Annotated in this window: 18 protein-coding genes; 9 read left to right on the top strand and 9 right to left on the bottom strand. The window is 71.4% G+C overall.

The genetic code is table 11. The features are described from left to right. Window positions 1-26: 26 nt before the first annotated feature. On the bottom strand, window positions 27-536 hold the full coding sequence (locus NOO62_RS10400) for an ATP-binding protein (RefSeq protein WP_268770599.1): 510 nt from the start codon (window positions 534-536) through the stop codon (window positions 27-29). 158 nt (window positions 537-694) lie between these two features. Between NOO62_RS10400 and NOO62_RS10395 the strand changes: the two genes are divergently transcribed. After that, window positions 695-1,555, top strand: coding sequence for a helix-turn-helix domain-containing protein (locus NOO62_RS10395; protein ID WP_268770597.1), 861 nt, complete (start codon window positions 695-697; stop codon window positions 1,553-1,555). A 103-nt stretch (window positions 1,556-1,658) separates the two neighbouring features. Continuing rightward, a complete protein-coding gene (locus NOO62_RS10390) occupies window positions 1,659-1,874 on the top strand; it encodes a DUF397 domain-containing protein (RefSeq protein WP_244177774.1) in 216 nt (71 codons plus the stop codon). A gap of 9 nt (window positions 1,875-1,883) precedes the next feature. Here NOO62_RS10390 and NOO62_RS10385 read toward each other — a convergent pair whose 3' ends face one another. Together NOO62_RS10385 and NOO62_RS10380 are read right to left on the bottom strand one after the other, a co-directional pair. Then, window positions 1,884-2,363, bottom strand: coding sequence for a DUF1772 domain-containing protein (locus tag NOO62_RS10385; RefSeq protein ID WP_268770596.1), 480 nt, complete (start codon window positions 2,361-2,363; stop codon window positions 1,884-1,886). A gap of 174 nt (window positions 2,364-2,537) precedes the next feature. Next, entirely contained in the window at window positions 2,538-3,239 is a 702-nt protein-coding gene (locus NOO62_RS10380; RefSeq protein WP_268770594.1) for a DUF2293 domain-containing protein, read from the bottom strand. A gap of 88 nt (window positions 3,240-3,327) precedes the next feature. Between NOO62_RS10380 and NOO62_RS10375 the strand changes: the two genes are divergently transcribed. Beyond that, a complete protein-coding gene (locus NOO62_RS10375; RefSeq protein WP_268770593.1) occupies window positions 3,328-3,987 on the top strand; it encodes a uridine kinase in 660 nt (219 codons plus the stop codon). Between the two features lie 110 nt (window positions 3,988-4,097). Further along, entirely contained in the window at window positions 4,098-4,517 is a 420-nt protein-coding gene (locus NOO62_RS10370; RefSeq protein ID WP_268770592.1) for a CBS domain-containing protein, read from the top strand. A 32-nt stretch (window positions 4,518-4,549) separates the two neighbouring features. Here NOO62_RS10370 and corA read toward each other — a convergent pair whose 3' ends face one another. Next, window positions 4,550-5,695: a magnesium/cobalt transporter CorA gene (corA, locus tag NOO62_RS10365; RefSeq protein ID WP_268770591.1), complete on the bottom strand. Its 1,146-nt coding sequence runs from the start codon at window positions 5,693-5,695 to the stop codon at window positions 4,550-4,552. A gap of 147 nt (window positions 5,696-5,842) precedes the next feature. Between corA and NOO62_RS10360 the strand changes: the two genes are divergently transcribed. After that, entirely contained in the window at window positions 5,843-6,691 is an 849-nt protein-coding gene (locus NOO62_RS10360; RefSeq protein ID WP_268770590.1) for a methyltransferase domain-containing protein, read from the top strand. A 33-nt stretch (window positions 6,692-6,724) separates the two neighbouring features. On the opposite strand, the gene NOO62_RS10355 is transcribed toward NOO62_RS10360, so the two are convergent. Further along, window positions 6,725-7,663, bottom strand: coding sequence for a carbohydrate kinase family protein (locus NOO62_RS10355; protein ID WP_414930793.1), 939 nt, complete (start codon window positions 7,661-7,663; stop codon window positions 6,725-6,727). Beyond that, window positions 7,660-8,565: a pseudouridine-5'-phosphate glycosidase gene (locus NOO62_RS10350; protein WP_268770589.1), complete on the bottom strand. Its 906-nt coding sequence runs from the start codon at window positions 8,563-8,565 to the stop codon at window positions 7,660-7,662. The genes NOO62_RS10355 and NOO62_RS10350 overlap by 4 nt, the downstream gene beginning before the upstream one ends. Window positions 8,566-8,673: 108 nt before the next feature. Between NOO62_RS10350 and NOO62_RS10345 the strand changes: the two genes are divergently transcribed. Then, on the top strand, window positions 8,674-9,039 hold the full coding sequence (locus NOO62_RS10345) for a cupin domain-containing protein (RefSeq protein WP_268770588.1): 366 nt from the start codon (window positions 8,674-8,676) through the stop codon (window positions 9,037-9,039). Window positions 9,040-9,066: 27 nt separating this feature from the next. Here NOO62_RS10345 and NOO62_RS10340 read toward each other — a convergent pair whose 3' ends face one another. The 3 genes from NOO62_RS10340 to NOO62_RS10330 all read right to left on the bottom strand — a co-directional run bounded on the left by NOO62_RS10340 (window position 9,067) and on the right by NOO62_RS10330 (window position 11,915). Then, on the bottom strand, window positions 9,067-10,329 hold the full coding sequence (locus tag NOO62_RS10340; RefSeq protein ID WP_268770587.1) for an MFS transporter: 1,263 nt from the start codon (window positions 10,327-10,329) through the stop codon (window positions 9,067-9,069). Window positions 10,330-10,409: 80 nt separating this feature from the next. After that, entirely contained in the window at window positions 10,410-10,967 is a 558-nt protein-coding gene (locus tag NOO62_RS10335) for a methylated-DNA--[protein]-cysteine S-methyltransferase (protein WP_268770586.1), read from the bottom strand. 57 nt (window positions 10,968-11,024) lie between these two features. Further along, window positions 11,025-11,915 carry a glycerophosphodiester phosphodiesterase family protein gene (locus NOO62_RS10330; RefSeq protein WP_268770585.1) on the bottom strand — a complete coding sequence of 297 codons (891 nt, stop codon included), beginning with the start codon at window positions 11,913-11,915 and terminating at the stop codon, window positions 11,025-11,027. Window positions 11,916-12,190: 275 nt separating this feature from the next. On the opposite strand from NOO62_RS10330, the gene NOO62_RS10325 reads away from it, so the two are divergent. The 3 genes from NOO62_RS10325 to NOO62_RS10315 all read left to right on the top strand — a co-directional run bounded on the left by NOO62_RS10325 (window position 12,191) and on the right by NOO62_RS10315 (window position 16,095). After that, window positions 12,191-13,075 (top strand): MHYT domain-containing protein, encoded by an 885-nt coding sequence (locus tag NOO62_RS10325; RefSeq protein WP_268770584.1) that lies wholly within the window; start codon window positions 12,191-12,193, stop codon window positions 13,073-13,075. Window positions 13,076-13,174: 99 nt separating this feature from the next. Then, entirely contained in the window at window positions 13,175-15,328 is a 2,154-nt protein-coding gene (gene uvrB, locus NOO62_RS10320; protein ID WP_268770583.1) for an excinuclease ABC subunit UvrB, read from the top strand. A gap of 188 nt (window positions 15,329-15,516) precedes the next feature. Next, window positions 15,517-16,095, top strand: coding sequence for a TerD family protein (locus tag NOO62_RS10315; protein WP_268770582.1), 579 nt, complete (start codon window positions 15,517-15,519; stop codon window positions 16,093-16,095). The last annotated feature ends 52 nt before the right edge of the window (window positions 16,096-16,147 follow it).

The following is a 16,147-nucleotide window of genomic DNA, read 5'->3' as shown; positions in this document are numbered from 1 at the left end:
ACGCTCGATCGTTCCGTTCTGTGCCTCTACGCGTACGCCGTCGCTGTCGTCGTCACCGATGACGCCGTCCGCCGCAACTCCGCCCACACCGTGCGCCCGATATCGGGCCCCGCTTCGTGGACGCCCCACGCGCTGCTCACCGCGTCGACGAGAAGCAATCCCCTCCCGTGCTCATCGTCGGCCCCCCTGTGCGCCGGGCGCGGCATCCCTGAACCGCAGCCCTCGTCACGTACGGCTATCCGCAGCTTCTCCGAATCCGCGCAGAGCTCGCAGATGATCCGCCGGCTCGCGGTGTGCACCACGGCATTGGTGACCAGTTCGGAGAGAACGAGTGCCGCCGCGTCGCAGGCGTCGTCGTCGCGCACCGCCCACCCGTCGAGCTGCGTCCGCATCAGGCGTCTGGCCTGTGCGACGGAGCCCGGACGAGGTGCGAGGGCGAAACTGACGCAGACCTCGGCGCCCTCGGGCGACGCCTCGGCGAGATCGCCAGGACGGCCTTCGGTGGCTTCGGTTCGTAACGGCGCGGGCGGAGTCACGCTTTCCACTATCGCCCCGCCCCGAACACCTTGGCAAGACCCACTCTGAAAAGTGCACAGTGGCGTGTTCCTCCGAGACGGCACATGGCACACTGCTCGCTACAGCTCGCGGTGCGGTGTGAGTTGAAGCGACGCGGAGTCAGGTGGAGGTAGGAGACGTGAGCGAACCGCGGTCCGCGCCGACCGTCGGCCAGGTCGTTCTCGGTCGTCGCCTTCAGGACCTGCGTGAAGGCGCGGGTCTGAAACGCGAGGAGGCGGCGAAGATCCTGCGCGTCGCCCCCGCCACCGTCCGGCGGATGGAGACGGCAGAGGTCGCGCTGAAGATCCCGTACCTCCAACTGCTCCTGAAGTCGTACGGAGTCGCGGACGACGAGGCCGACGCCTTCGTCATGCTCGCCGAGGAGGCCAACAAGCCCGGCTGGTGGCAGCGGTTCCACGACATCCTGCCCGGCTGGTTCAGCATGTACGTCAGCCTGGAAGGGGCCGCGAGCCTCATCAGGTCGTACGAACCCCACTTCGCGCCGGGGCTCCTGCAGACCGAGGAGTACGCGCGCGCCGTGATGCGCTCCGGCGCCATCGGCCAGACCCGGCCCGCGGACATCGAGCGGTACGTGGCGCTCCGGATGGAGCGTCAGGCGCTGCTCACCCGCGAGGACGCGCCCCGCCTGTGGGTGGTCATGGACGAGACCGCGCTGCGCAGGCCGGTCGGCGACGCGGACGTGATGCGGGACCAGATCGACCGGCTCCTCGAAGCCGCCGAACTGCCGCATGTCACCCTTCAGGTCGCGACCTTCGCGGCGGGCCCGCATCCCGGCACGTTCGGACCGTTCGTGCTCTTCCGCTTCGCCATGGCGGAGCTGCCCGACATGGTCTACAGCGAGTACCTGACCGGCGCCGTCTACCTCGACGCGCGCACAGAGGTGGCCACCCACCTGGAGGTCATGGACCGCATGGCGGCGCAGGCCGCCACCGCACAACGCACGAAGGAGATCCTCCGGGACCTCCGCAAGGAGCTGTGACATGGACCGACACCGATCCGGAACGCGCCCTGCCGGTCCGCGTTCACCCGGGGCCCGCGACGACTCGCGCAGCGAGGTCAGGGAGTCCCGGATCTACAACGGCATGCCCGCCCGCGACCTGGGCACGGAGGGCTGGCACAAGCCCTGGAGCGGCGGCAACGGCGGCAACTGCCTGGAAGCCATGAAGCTGGCCGACGGACGCGTCGCCGTGCGCCAGTCCGCCGACCCCGACGGTCCCGCGCTCATCTACACGTACGGGGAGATCAACGCGTTCATCCAGGGCGCCAAGGCGGGCGAGGCGGACTTCCTGCTGTCGTGACCGCGGGCGTCAGGTCAGCGCCAGGACGAACGCCGCCGTCGCGGCGAGCGACGCGCCGGTGCGGACGTGGTTCCACACGGTCCACTCACTGACGTACGTACGCCAGTACGCGGCGCCCTCCGCGCTCTCCGGGTCGATCTTCGCGAGGGCGTCGTTGCGCGGAACGTTCGCCACGACGGTCACCCCGAACGAGCCGACGACGAAGAGCACGCTGCCGAACAGCAGCTCGAAGGTGCCCTCGTCGGGCCAGAGCACGAACGTCACGACGGCGAGCACCACGCAGAGGCCCGTCGCCCCCAGGAAGATGACCATGAAGGCGGGAGCGACCGCGGCGACGTTGATGCGGTTCATCGCGGCGATGCCCTGGGCCGGGGGCAGCGCCGCGAGACCCCTCATCACGAAGGTCGAGAACGCGGCGAAGACTCCGGCGGCGAGGCCGCAGGCCAGCGCCCCCAGCACGGTGAGCACGAAGTACGGTCCGTCGATCATGACAACTCCCGTGAGGCCTGGGGCGGTTGCGCCGGATAGTGGGCGGGGCGAGTGATCCTGCAAGCTTCACCCCGTCACCACAAGTCAATTGCCGCAGCTTCACGCACGCCATACGCGACGCTCGCGGCCGCATGCGCCGTCGTCTCCCACGCTGTCCGGGCCTGGGCCCGCGTCTCACGGTGCGCGCCAGCCGCGCAGCGTCGACTCGACCGCGGCCGCGATCCGTCGCCGCGCCTCCCCGCGGGGCACTCCGCCCATCAGCAACTGGTCGTAGGGCGTGGCCGTGTGACGTACCGCCGCCGCGACCGCCGCTGTCACCGCCCCCTTCGACAGGGCCCGCCCCGCCGCGCTGCGCCCGACCCGACCGCTGCCCCGCACCGACGCGTGCGCGGCGATCGCCTCGGCGCGGTCCAGGGGGCAGCCGGGGAAGAGCCGGTGGATCTCCGCGGCGAACGCCTCCCTGAACCGGACGTCCTCCGCCGCCCTGCGCGCCGCGTCGCGGGCCCGGCGCCGCGCCCGGGCCTCCGCGTCCGCCAGGCAGCGCTCCTCGGCGCGGGCGAGCGCGGCCTCCTCGACGAGGACGCCCTGCCGCTCGTACCGGCCGCGGCGCCGGTGGAAGCGGACGACGACCGCGGAGAGGCCGCTGCCCTCACGGGCGCGCCGGGTGAGCGCGGTGTCGCCGCGCGGCAGGTACACGAGGTGTCCGAGGTCGGCACAGTCCAGGCAGCGCGGCTCGCCGCCCTCCAGGGCGAGCAGCGCGAGCGGTCCGGCGCCGCACTCCGCGCAGCGCCGCCGCTTCAACGGCTGGACGACCAGGGGGCCGGTGGGAGCGGCAGGGCCGGTGGGGGCGGCGGAAGTGCCGGGTGGTCTTGCCATGTCCTGTTCATCCCCGGGACCGCGCCCGACGAAGCGGCCCCGCTCCCCGCGAAGCCGTGGCTCCGCTCCCGCGCGGCATCATGGGCCCGTGCGACTCGAACCGATCACCTGGGAACGACTGGCCGACACGCTCGCCGACCGACTGCTCGGCCTGAAGACGGCCGACGGGGGCTCCTGGCCGCGCATCGCCTTCGACGGGGCACCGGCCGGTGGCGCGGGCGGCATCGGCGGGACCGGTGAGCTGGCGCGCCGGGTGGCCGACGCGCTGCGGGTGCGGGGGCGCAGCGCCCTCGTGGTCGGCACGGAGGGCTTCCTGCGGCCCGCGTCGCTGCGGTTCGAGTACGGCCACGAGGACGTGGAGGCGTACTACAGCGGCTGGTTCGACACCGGCGCGCTCTGGCGCGAGGTCTTCGGGCCGCTCGACCCCGGCGGCACGGGGCGGGTCCTGCCCGACCTGTGGGACCCGGTGGCCGACCGGGCGACCCGCAGCCCGTACGTGCGGCTGCCGCCCGGCGGCCTGCTGTTGCTGCACGGCCCGCTGCTGCTCGGCCACTGGTTCCCGTTCGACCTGACCCTGCACGTGCGGCTCTCGCCGGGGGCCCTGGCGCGGCGCACGCCGGAGGGTGACCGGTGGACCCTGCCGGCCTTCGAACGGTACGAGTCGGAGGTCGACCCCGCGGCGACGGCTGATGTGGTCGTACGCGCGGACGACCCGCGGCATCCGGCGTGGAGCGGGCGAGCGGGGTGAGGGGGACTCCGGATGCGTGCGGGTCGGCCCGCCGCAACAATGGGGAGGGCCGGGACCAGGCGCGCCCTCGCGTCGCCGCTCCGGACACTGCCCGGCAACGGGAGGTAGTGATGACCACCGCCGGAGACATCATGCACCGGGGTGCCCAGTGGATACCCAGGCACGAGACCCTGGACCGCGCCGCGCAGCTGATGAGTGAACTCGACGTGGGCGCCCTGCCCATCAGCGACGAGAACGAACGGCTCTGCGGCATCCTCACCGACCGCGACATCGTCGTCGGCTGTGTGGCGAAGGGCCACGACCCGTCCCGGATCACCGCGGGCGACATGGCCAAGGGCACCCCGCGCTGGATCGACGCGAGCGCCGACGTCGACGCGGTCCTGCGGGAGATGGAGGGCCACCGGATCCGCAGGCTGCCGGTGATCGAGAACAAGCGGCTCGTCGGCATGATCAGCGAGGCCGATCTGGCCGTCCACCTGACCGACGACCAGCTCGCGGGCTGGGTCGAGAGCGTGTACGCCAAGGGGTGACGTCGGCGGCTCGCCGGGCCAGGGGCGACGCCTCAGAGCCAGCCGTTCCTCCGGAAGCCGCGGTACAGCGCCACACAGGCCACCGCGATCAAGGACATGACCATCGGATAGCCGAACTGCCAGTGCAGCTCCGGCATGTGGTCGAAGTTCATGCCGTACATGCCGCAGACCATCGTCGGCACCGCGATGACCGCCGCCCATGCGGTGATCTTCCGCATGTCCTCGTTCTGCGCGACCGTCACCTGGGCCAGGTGCGCCTGGAGGATCGAGTTCAGCAACTCGTCGAAGGCGGCGATCTGTTCGGTGGCGCGCTTCAGGTGGTCGTCGACGTCCCGGAAATACGCCTGTATCTCCGGGGCGATGACGCGCATCGGCTGGGTGGCGAGCACCTGGAGCGGGCGGCCCAGCGGCACCACCGCCCGCTTCAGTTCGAGCAGTTCGCGCTTGAGCTGGTAGATGCGGCCGGGGTCGGTCCGGGCGCCGTCCGGGGCGAACACGGCGGTCTCGACCTGGTCGATGTCCGACTGCACGGCGTCCGTCGCCTCGAGATAACCGTCCACGACGTGGTCCGCGAGGGCGTGCAGCACGGCGGCCGGGCCCTGGGCGAGCTGCTCGGGTGAGGACTCCAGCTCCTCGCGCATCGGGCCGAGCGAGCCGTGCCTGCCATGCCGGACCGTGATGACGAAATCCCGGCCGACGAAGACCATGATCTCGCCGGTGTCCACCACCTCGCTGGTCGCGGTCAGTTCGGTGTGTTCCACGTAGCAGACCGTCTTGAAGACGGCGAACAGCGTCTGGTCGTACCGCTCCACCTTCGGGCGCTGGTGTGCGTGGACCGCGTCCTCGACGGCCAGGGGGTGCAGGCCGAAGAGGTCGGCGATGTCGGCGAACTCGTCCTCCGTCGGTTCGTGCAGCCCCAGCCAGACGAAGCCGTCACCGGTCTTGCGGATGCGCTTCACGGAGTCGACCAGGTCGCGGCCCGGCGGCTGGCGCACCCCCTCGCGATACGTCACGCAGTTCACCACCGACGAGCCCAGCGGGGAGCGGGCCGGGTGGCTCAGGTCGACACGTGTGCCGCGGCGGGCCAGCCGGGCGACCTTCCGCAGGCCGCCGACCCCGCGCAGGCCGCCGACCTTGCGCAGGCCGGTCACCTTGCGCAGATTGCCTGCCATCGACATGTGGTCTCCTCGCACCGACGATTTGGCGTGCCAGTCTGCCAGTACGGTGCGACGGCTCGCCAAGGCCTGGGGGAACGGAGGACTCCGTTCCGGATTGTCCGGTTCTGCCTCCCAGGAGCAAGCAGGACAACTTGGGATGATCGCGGCATGACGCGAATCGACGGTCATCTCCTCGACCCCCGGCAGTACGCAGGCCCCCGTCAGCTCTCCGACCACCGTCAGCTCTCCGACTCCCGGTCGTCCGGGGCGCGGACGTGCTCCGACGCGTTCGCCGCGCTCTTCGACGCCACGACCTTCGGCCACGTCGAGCGCCTCGGCATCGGGCCGGGCTGGCGCTGCTGGGAGGTCGGGGCGGGCGGCACGTCCGTGATCTCCTGGCTCGCCAAGCGGGTCGGGCCCACGGGGCGGGTCCTTGCGACCGACATCGACATCTCCTGGCAGACGCGTGCCGCGCGCTCGCCCCTGGAGGTGCGGATCCACGACGTCGCGGCCGACCCGCCGCCCGCGGGCGGCTTCGACCTCGTGCACGCGCGGCTCGTCCTCGCCGACGTGGCCGACCGGGAGCGGGCGCTGGCCTCGATGCTCAGGGCGCTGCGGCCCGGCGGCAGGCTCCTCATCGAGGAACCCGATCCCGCGCTCCAGCCGCTGGCCTGCCCCGATGAGCACGGTCCCGCCCAGGAGGCGGCGAACCGGCTGCGCCACGGGGTGCACGCCCTCCTCACGGAGCGCGGCACGGACCTCACGTACGGACGCCGCCTGCCCCGCCTCCTGCGCGACGCGGGCCTGCGCCAAGTGGCGTCCGACGTGTACTTCCCCCTGGCCTCCCCGGCCGCCGCGGCCCTGGAAACAGCAACGCTCCAACACCTGCGCCCGGACCTCACCGCGTCGGGCCTGGCCACGCCGGAGGACATCGACGACCACGTGTCGACGGTGGCAACAGGCACCCTGGACGTGACGACGGCACCGCTGATCTCGGCTTGGGGGAAGAAGGCGTAGGGGCAGGTGGGGGGCTCTTCGGGGTGTACGGGGTTACGCCGCCGTCGCCGGGTCCGGAGGTCTGCCGCCGGTCCGTTCCACCGCTCGGGCCCCCGCGTCACACCCCTCCGCCGTCGCCTCACGCAGATCCGCGCCGGTCAGGCGGGCGGCCAGGAATGCGCCGGTGAAGGCGTCACCCGCGCCCGTCGAGTCGCGGGCCCGTGCGCGGGGTGCGGGGAGCCGGTGCAGGACCGTGCCGTTCCGGGCCACCAGCGCTCCGTCCGCGCCCAGCTTGACCACCACGGCCGGGAAGCGGCGGCTCAGCTGTGCCGCCGCGTCGGCCGGGTCGAGGAGGCCGGTCAGGAGCCGCGCCTCGTCGCGGCTCGGCAGGAGCACCGCCACTCCGTCCACCGCCGACAGGAACCGTTCAGGGCCGGTCTCCGCGAGGAACCCCGCCGACGCGGGATCCACGCTCACCGGCACCCCACGCGCGCGGGCCGCCGACAGCGCCGCTCGGGCCGCCGCCCGGCTCGGCTCCGCGAAGAACAGGTAGCCGGAGAGGTGCAGCAGGGCCACGCCGTCGAGGTCCCGGGGTGACCAGTCGGCGGGGGAGAGCCGCAGCGCGGCGCCGCTGTCCGTGAGGAACGTCCGCTCCGCCGCGGCGCCTCCGTCCACCAGACAGATCACCGTCCCCGTCGGCGCCCCGGCGTCGACGACGAGCCGGGAACGTACCCCCGCGCGCGTGAGAGCCGCTTCGTGCCACGCCGCCGAGTCCGCACCGACCCGGCCGACGAGCCGTACATCGGGACAGCCCCGATGCGCGGCCCAACAGGCCACGTTGGCACCCGCGCCACCCGGCACGGTACGGATCGCCGCCACCGTGTCCGTGCCCGGTGCGAGCGCCGTACGGTGCCGGGCCACGATGTCGGTGACGACGTCCCCCACGACCAGCAGCGCGCCGCCCAGGCCCACCCCGGCCGCCCGTACGCTCAACGCCCCGTCCAGGCCGCCGCCACGCGCCCCGCGAGCCGCACGTTGCCGCGGACCGCCGCGAGGTTCGCCTCCAGGGACGCGCCCCCGGTCCGCCGCACCAACTCGCCCAGCAGGAACGGCGTGATCGCCTGCCCCGTGATGCCCTGCTCCTCGCACGCCGCCAGCGCCTCGGCGAGCACGCGCGCGTGGAGCACGGGATCGAGCTGTTCGGCGCGCGGCACCGGATTGGCCACGATGAGCGCCGAGTCGGGCCCGCCGAGCGCGTCCTGGGCCCGTATCACCTCGGCGACCTCACCTGGGGTGTGCAGCGTCCAGTCCACCGGGTGCCCGGAGTCGGCAAGGTAGAAGCCCGGGAAGCGGTCGGTCCCGTACCCCGCCACGGCGACGCCCAGCGTCTCCAGGCGCTCCAGCGTCGCCCCGACGTCCAGGATCGACTTCACGCCCGCGCAGACCACCGCGATCCTCGTGCGGGCGAGCAGCCCGAGGTCGGCCGACTCGTCCTGCGCCTGCGTCCACTGCCGGTGCACTCCGCCGAGCCCGCCCGTGGCGAACACCCGCACGCGCGCGTGCGCGGCGAGCAGCGCCGTCGCCGACACCGTGGTGGCCCCGCTCGCGGCCGTCGCGACGGCGAGGGGCAGATCGCGGTGGCCCAGCTTGCGGATGCCGTCGTCGTTCGCGACGCGCTGCAACTGGTCCTTGGTCAGGCCGACGCGCGGGACGCCGTCCAGTACGGCGATCGTCGCGGGTACGGCGCCTTCGTCCCGTACGACCGCTTCGAGCTCCTCGGCCACCTGGAGATTGCGCGGCCGCGGCAGGCCGTGCGCGATGATCGTGGACTCCAGGGCCACCACGGGGCGTTGCTCCGCGACCGCCGTCCGCACCTCTTCGGACACCACCAGCACGGGTCTGCCTCCTGCCTGTCGGGTCTCCCCCTCATCCCTGGCGGGCGCTGCCTCGCGTCAAACCCCCGCTGCCGAGGGGCCTCCCGGCCGCGGCTAGGGTGACCGGCCATGACCACGAATGATCAGACTGTTTCGTCTTTTGCCGTGCACATTCCGGATGTTGAGCTGGAGGCCGAGCCGCTCGACCCGGCGCAGATCGTCTCCGGAGACCCGGTCGTGACCGGCAAGGTGCTGTGGGAGTCCGCCGACGGCAAGCAGCTGCGCGGCATCTGGCAGATCACACCGGGCGTGGTCACCGACACCGAGGCCAACGAACTCTTCGTGATCGTCAGCGGCCGCGCCACCGTCGCGGTCGAGGGCGGCGACACCCTGGAGATCGGCCCGGGCGACGCGGCCGTGCTGCGCGAGGGCGACCGCACCACCTGGACGGTGCACGAGACGCTGCGCAAGGCGTACCACATCACGCTCCCGTGACCGCCTCGCACGCCCCGGCCTCCCGCCTCACGCCTTCTTGAGCGACCTGCGCACGGCGAGCGCGGCCATCGGCAGCAGCACGCAGACGCCGATCAGGTTCAGCCAGCCGTAACTGGCGCGCGCGACGATCAGACCCGCGGCGGCACCGCCGATGCCCGCCGCCGCGTTCATCGTCAGGTCCGAGAGCCCCTGCACGGCCGCCCGTGCGGGCTGCGGCACCGAGTCGGTGAGCAGCGCCGAGCCGGAGACCAGGCCCGCGGACCACCCGAGGCCCAGCAGGAAGAGCCCGGCCGCGGTCTGGCCGTGGCTGGGCCCCGCCGTGCCCGCGAGCAGCGCGGCGCAGCACAGCAGCCCCACCGCGAGCCCGATCACGGAGAGCCTGCCGAACCGGTCGGCGAGCCACCCCATGACCGGCGAGAACGCGTACATGCCCGCGATGTGGCCGCTGATGACCAGACCGACCAGTTGCAGGCTGGCCCCGTGGTGCCCGAGGTCGACCGGGGTCATCACCATGATCGAGACCATCACGGTGTGCGAGGCGGCCACCGTCACGAGGGCGAGACGTGCCATCGGAGAGGCGGCCACCGCCGCGATGCCGGCTTTCAGCGAGCGGCTCTGCGCGGTCCCGCTCTCCTGGGGCGCCAGCGCACGGGCCGTGAGCAGCGGGTCGGGCCGCAGGAGCACCGCCACCACCACGGCGGCGGCCGCGAAGATCCCGGCGGCGAAGAGGAAGGGACCGGCCTCCTCGGGGATCGAGGTGTCGGTGAAGACCCGGCTCGCGGGCGCGGAGATGTTCGGACCGAGGACGGAGCCGATCGTCGTGGCCCAGATGACGTGCGAGATGGCGCGCCCGCGCCGGTCGGGCTCCACGAGGTCGGCCGCGGCGAACCGCGCCTGCAGTGTCGCAAGTGAGCCCGCGCCGAAGGCCGCCATGCCGAGCAGCAGCAGCGCGAAGCTCTCGGTGACCGAGGCGAGCACGACGAGTCCCGCGCCCAGCGCGCCGATCACATAGGCGAGGACGAGTCCGGCGCGCCGTCCGCGCGAGTTCATCAGCGCGGCGAGCGGCAGGGAGAGGACGGCCGTGCCCGCCACGGAGGCCGTCGGCGCGAGGCCGGACAGTGCCTCCGTCCCGCTCACGTCGGTGGCCAGCATCGGAGCCAGGGCGATGCCGATCGGCACTCCGAGGCCACCCAGGATCTGACTGGCGATCAGTACCGCGTTCGTGCGGCGGCGCAGGGCGGCGAGCGCCTCCGGGCCGGGTATGTCAGGGGCGTCGACGGTCGAAGTCACTGACGCAGTGTGCCAGGGCGTTCGCACGTCCGAAACAGAGAACTGTCGGCCAGGCTCTCGCCGGATCGGACAGGCTCCGGTCAGAACAGTGGCTGGGGAAGCACCCCTTCCAGAGCGAGCAGCTGTCGTTTGGTCTCCAGGCCGCCTCCGAAGCCCCCGATTCCGCCGTCGCTCTCCACCACGCGGTGGCACGGCACCACGACCGGCAGCGGGTTGGCACCCATCGCGAGACCCACGGCCTGGGCCGCGCCCGGACTGCCGACACGGCGGGCGAGGTCCCCATAGCCCACCACCGCGCCGTACGGCACGCCGGAGGCGAGTTCGCGCAGCACCTGACGGTTGAAGCCGGTGACCAGGGACCAGTCGAGCGGCAGCTCGAAGTCGTGCCGCTCGCCCGCGAAGTACTCCCGGAGCTGCGCCGTCGGCCCGGCGAGCAGGGGCGAGTCCGGCGCGTGGACCGGCTCGGCGCCCAAGCGGGAGCCGAGCCGGTCCAGGGTCTTCTCGCGCACCGCCTCCCTGGCATGGAAGCCCACGGTGACCAGTCCGTCGTCGGTCGCGGCGAGCAGCAGCGGGCCGATGTCGCTGTTGACGACGGCCCACACGGCGGCCGTACGCCGGTCCTGCGCAGTGGCGTTCATAGCGACACCGTACGACCGCCCACTGACAACGCCCTCAGGCGACGGCAGCCGGCGCCGTCAGCCGTCGCGCAGCGCCTTGCGCACCACGTCCGGCGTGTTGGTGATGATCCCGTCCACGCCGAAGCCCGCGGCCCGCTTGGCGTTCGGCGCGTCGTTCACGGTCCACGTGAAGATCTCCAGCGGCTTGCCGTGCGGGCCCTTGAGGGAGTGGATCGCGGAGACGTACGCGGCCGAGATGGACGTGTGCGTCGAGTTGATCTGGTCCGCGAAGCGCGCGTATGCGGGCAGGTCGGCGACCGCGGGGGTGCCGAGGAAGCCGGTCTTCACGTCGGGCCGCAGCTTGTGCACCGTCTTCACGCTGTCCGCACTGAAGCTCTGGATGACGAGCTTGCTCTTCACGTGGTGCTTGTCGAGCCAGCCCTCATTGCGCAGGATCCGCAGGCCCTGCTTCTCGATGCCCGGGTACAGCTCGGGCTTCTTGAACTCGAAGACCAGCTTCTGGTGGTTGTGCGAGACCCGCCGCATGTACTGCTTCAGGGTCGGCACGCGCTGACCGGCGTACTTCTTGCTGAACCAGCTGCCCGCGTCCAGCCTGGCTATCTCGGCCGCCGTGAAGTCCTTGACCTTCCAGGGGGCGCGGTCGGGGTAGAGCTCCTCGACGTTCGTCGTCCGCTTCAGGGTGTCGTCGTGCATGATGACCAGCTCGCCGTCCTTGGTGCGCTGGACGTCGTTCTCGACCCAGCGGAACCCCATGTCGCGGGCCTTGTCGATGGCCGCGAAGGTGTTCTCGGGGGCGTAGGCCGAGGCGCCGCGGTGAGCGACGACGAGCGGCTGGTCGTGCTGGACAGCGCTGGGCGCCGGGGTCTGCGCGCCGGCGGTGGCGGTGGGGAGGACGAGTGCACCGGCTCCCAGGAGGGCAGCGGTGGTGACGGCAGCACGTGCGTACACGGGTACTCCTCGCGTCGTGTGATCGCGGACCGCTCGAGAGTGACAGTCCACGGCCAACGGGAGACAGGTGCAGGATGGCCACAGGTTGAACGGAGTCGTCAAGGACAAGGACCCCGCGCGTGGGGATGGCGATTCTTTGCCGGAAAATCGTTCTTACGTTCCGGGCTGAGCTTTACTCTCAGCCTCAGCCGACGGCCTTTCAGATGTCCGTCGGCAGGGGGTGTATGGGGCGTATTCAGGGCATTTGGTCACCACAGGCAGAAGGGCTACCGGGCATGCAGGGCACGGTCGACGGGTTCAGCTACGGAGTCGTCACGCCGGTGGTGGCCTACCTCATGGCGTGTCTGGGAGGGGCGCTCGGGCTGCGCTGCACGACCAGATCGCTCCTCGTCGAGCACTCCTGGCGACCCGGCTGGCTGGCACTCGGCTCGGCCGCGATCGGCTCCGGGATCTGGACCATGCACTTCGTGGCGATGATGGGCTTCACCGTCGAGGAAGCCCCGATCCACTACGACAAGCCGCTGACCTTCGCGAGTCTCGCCGTCGCCATCGTCATGGTCGGCATCGGGATCTTCATCGTCGGCTACCGCGGCGCGACCGGCACCGCCCTCTTCACCGGCGGGACGATCACGGGACTCGGCGTCGCCACCATGCACTACCTGGGAATGGCCGGTATGCGTCTGCGCGGGACGCTGGAGTACAACACGCTGACCGTCGCCGCGTCCGTGGTGATCGCCATGGTCGCCGCGACCGCCGCGCTCTGGGCGGCCGGGCAGGTCAGGGGAATCCTGTGGAGCCTCGGCGCGAGCCTCGTCATGGGGCTGGCCGTGAGCGGCATGCACTACATGGGCATGGCGGGCCTCAGCGTCCATCTGCACGGCTCGGGCGCCGCCCCGCCCGGCGACTCGCCCGCCGAGATCCTCGCGCCCATGATGATCGGGCCGCTGGCCTTCCTGCTCCTCGCGGGCGTCATCGTGATGTTCGACCCGCTCATGGTGATGGGCGGCCAGGCGGACGTCAGGAACCCCGCGAACGGCAACCGCACCCGGCAGTCCTACCCCGTCCCGCGCTCCGGCGACCGCCACGTGCCCGTCTCCCGCCGCAGGACCCGCCCCCGCTCCCGCACCCGCCCCGGCTCCCGCACCCCGCAGAACTGGTGAGCACGGGCGCACCCCGCGGCGCCCCGCAGGACCGAACCGGAGCGCCGCCGGACGGCCGGTCCCGCCCCGTTGTCAGTGCGGGGTCGTACGGTTGATTCCATGCGGCCCGTATCCAAGATCGAACGCACGGTGGCACCTTTCGAGGTCGTCAGTCCGTACCAGCCCAGCGGCGACCAGCCGACCGCCATCGCCGACCTGGAGCGGCGCGTCCGTGCGGGTGAGAAGGATGTCGTCCTACTCGGCGCGACCGGCACCGGCAAGTCCGCCACCACCGCGTGGATGATCGAGAAGCTCCAGCGCCCCACCCTCGTGATGGCGCCGAACAAGACACTGGCCGCCCAGCTGGCGAACGAGTTCCGCGAGCTCCTGCCGAACAACGCCGTCGAGTACTTCGTCTCGTACTACGACTACTACCAGCCGGAGGCGTACGTTCCGCAGTCGGATACGTACATCGAGAAGGACTCCTCCATCAACGAGGAGGTGGAGCGCCTGCGCCACTCCGCCACGAACTCGCTGCTGACCCGCCGCGACGTGGTCGTGGTCGCCTCCGTCTCCTGCATCTACGGCCTCGGCACCCCGCAGGAGTACGTGGACCGCATGGTCCCCCTCAAGGTCGGCGAGGAGATCGACCGCGACCAGCTCCTGCGCCGCTTCGTCGACATCCAGTACACGCGCAACGACCTGGCGTTCACCCGCGGCACCTTCCGCGTCCGCGGCGACACCATCGAGATCTTCCCGGTCTACGAAGAGCTGGCCGTGCGCATCGAGATGTTCGGCGACGAGATCGAGGCGCTCTCCACCCTGCACCCGCTCACCGGCGAGGTCATCAGCGACGACGACCACCTGTACGTCTTCCCGGCCTCGCACTACGTAGCGGGTCCCGAGCGCCTGGAGAAGGCCGTCACCGGCATCGAGAAGGAGCTCACCGAGCGCCTCGCCGAGCTGGAGAAGCAGGGCAAAATGCTGGAGGCCCAGCGCCTGCGCATGCGCACGACGTACGACCTGGAGATGCTCCGCCAGATCGGCTCCTGCTCCGGCGTCGAGAACTACTCGATGCACTTCGACGACCGCGCCCCGGGCACCGCCCCGAACACCCTCCTGGACTACTTCCCGGAGGACTTCCTCCTGGTCCTCGACGAGTCGCACGTCACGGTCCCGCAGATCGGCGCGATGTACGAGGGCGACGCCTCCCGCAAGCGCACCCTCGTCGACCACGGCTTCCGGCTGCCCTCCGCGCTGGACAACCGCCCACTGAAGTGGGAGGAGTTCCTCGGCCGCATCGGCCAGACGGTCTACCTCTCGGCGACCCCGGGGAAGTACGAGCTCTCGCGCGGCGACGGCTTCGTCGAGCAGATCATCCGACCCACCGGCCTCGTCGACCCCGAGGTCGTCGTCAAGCCCACCGAGGGCCAGATCGACGACCTGGTGCACGAGATCCGCACGCGCACCGAGAAGGACGAGCGCGTCCTGGTCACCACGCTCACCAAGAAGATGGCCGAGGACCTCACGGACTACTTCCTGGAGCTCGGCATCCAGGTCCGCTATCTGCACAGCGACGTCGACACCCTGCGCCGCGTGGAGCTCCTGCGCGAGCTGCGGGCGGGGGAGTACGACGTCCTGGTCGGCATCAACCTCCTCCGCGAGGGACTCGACCTCCCCGAGGTCTCCCTCGTGGCGATCCTCGACGCCGACAAGGAGGGCTTCCTGCGCTCAGGCACCTCCCTGATCCAGACCATCGGCCGCGCGGCGCGCAACGTGTCCGGTCAGGTCCACATGTACGCCGACAAGATCACTCCGGCGATGGAGAAGGCCATCGACGAGACCAACCGGCGCCGCGAGAAGCAGATCGCGTACAACAAGGAGAGGGGCATCGATCCGCAGCCCCTCCGCAAGAAGATCAACGACATCGTGTCGCAGATCGCCCGCGAGGAAGTCGACACCGAGCAGCTCCTCGGCTCCGACTACCGCAAGGCGAAGGCCGGCAAGGCCCCGGTGCCTTCGCTCGGCGGCGACGCGGCCAAGGCGGGCAAGGCCGCCGCGCCCGCCAAGGGCAAGGCGAAGGGCAAGAAGGGCGCGGACACCGTCCCGACCGACCGCCCCGCGGCCGAACTGGCCGAGCAGATCGACGAGATGACCGAGCGCATGCGCGCGGCCGCCGCCGACCTGCAGTTCGAGATCGCCGCCCGGCTGCGCGACGAGGTGTCGGAGATGAAGAAGGAACTGCGGCAGATGCGGGAGGCGGGCCAGGCCTGAGGTCGACCTGAGAGCGTGACGGAAGGGCCTGGAGAACACGTCTGAGGCCCGGGAAACGGCGTACTGCCCGGTCTGTTGCAAGACCGCCACAATGTACGGCCCGGAGTGCTGCTTCGCAGGTCGGAGTGCATAAGGTGCTGGGCAACCGCAAGAGGCGGTTGCCCAGGCAGTTCGAGAGGGGACAGCGCGTGACGGTCAACATGACCAAGGGTCAGGCCATCAGCCTGCAGAAGGACGACGGGGGCGCCCTGTCCGCGGTGCGCATGGGACTCGGGTGGCAGGCGGCTCCGCGCCGCGGTCTGTTCGGCTCGCGGACCCGTGAGGTCGATCTGGACGCCTCGGCGGTGCTGTTCGCGGACAAGCAGCCCGTGGACGTCGTGTTCTTCCGCCACCTGGTCAGTGACGACGGCTCGGTGCGGCACACCGGCGACAACCTCGTGGGCGGTGTCGGTGCGGGCGGGGACGACGAGGCGATCCTCGTCGACCTCCAGCGGATCCCCGTCCACATCGACCAGATCGTCTTCACGGTGAACTCGTTCACCGGCCAGACCTTCCAGGAGGTGCAGAACGCGTTCTGCCGCCTGGTCGACGAGACCAACGGCCAGGAACTCGCGCGCTACACCCTCGACGGCGGCGGCCAGTACACCGCGCAGATCATGGCGAAGGTCCACCGTGCGGGCGCGGGCTGGCAGATGACGGCCATCGGCACCCCGGCCAACGGCCGCACCTTCCAGGACCTGATGCCGTCGATCCTGCCGCACCTGTAAAGCACCACAAGCAGTAACGGGCGCCACGAGCACCACCGGCACCACAAGCACC

The organism is Streptomyces sp. Je 1-369 (assembly GCF_026810505.1).
Taxonomy (GTDB): Bacteria; Actinomycetota; Actinomycetes; order Streptomycetales; family Streptomycetaceae; genus Streptomyces.
This window is presented reverse-complemented; position numbering and strand designations above follow the sequence as displayed.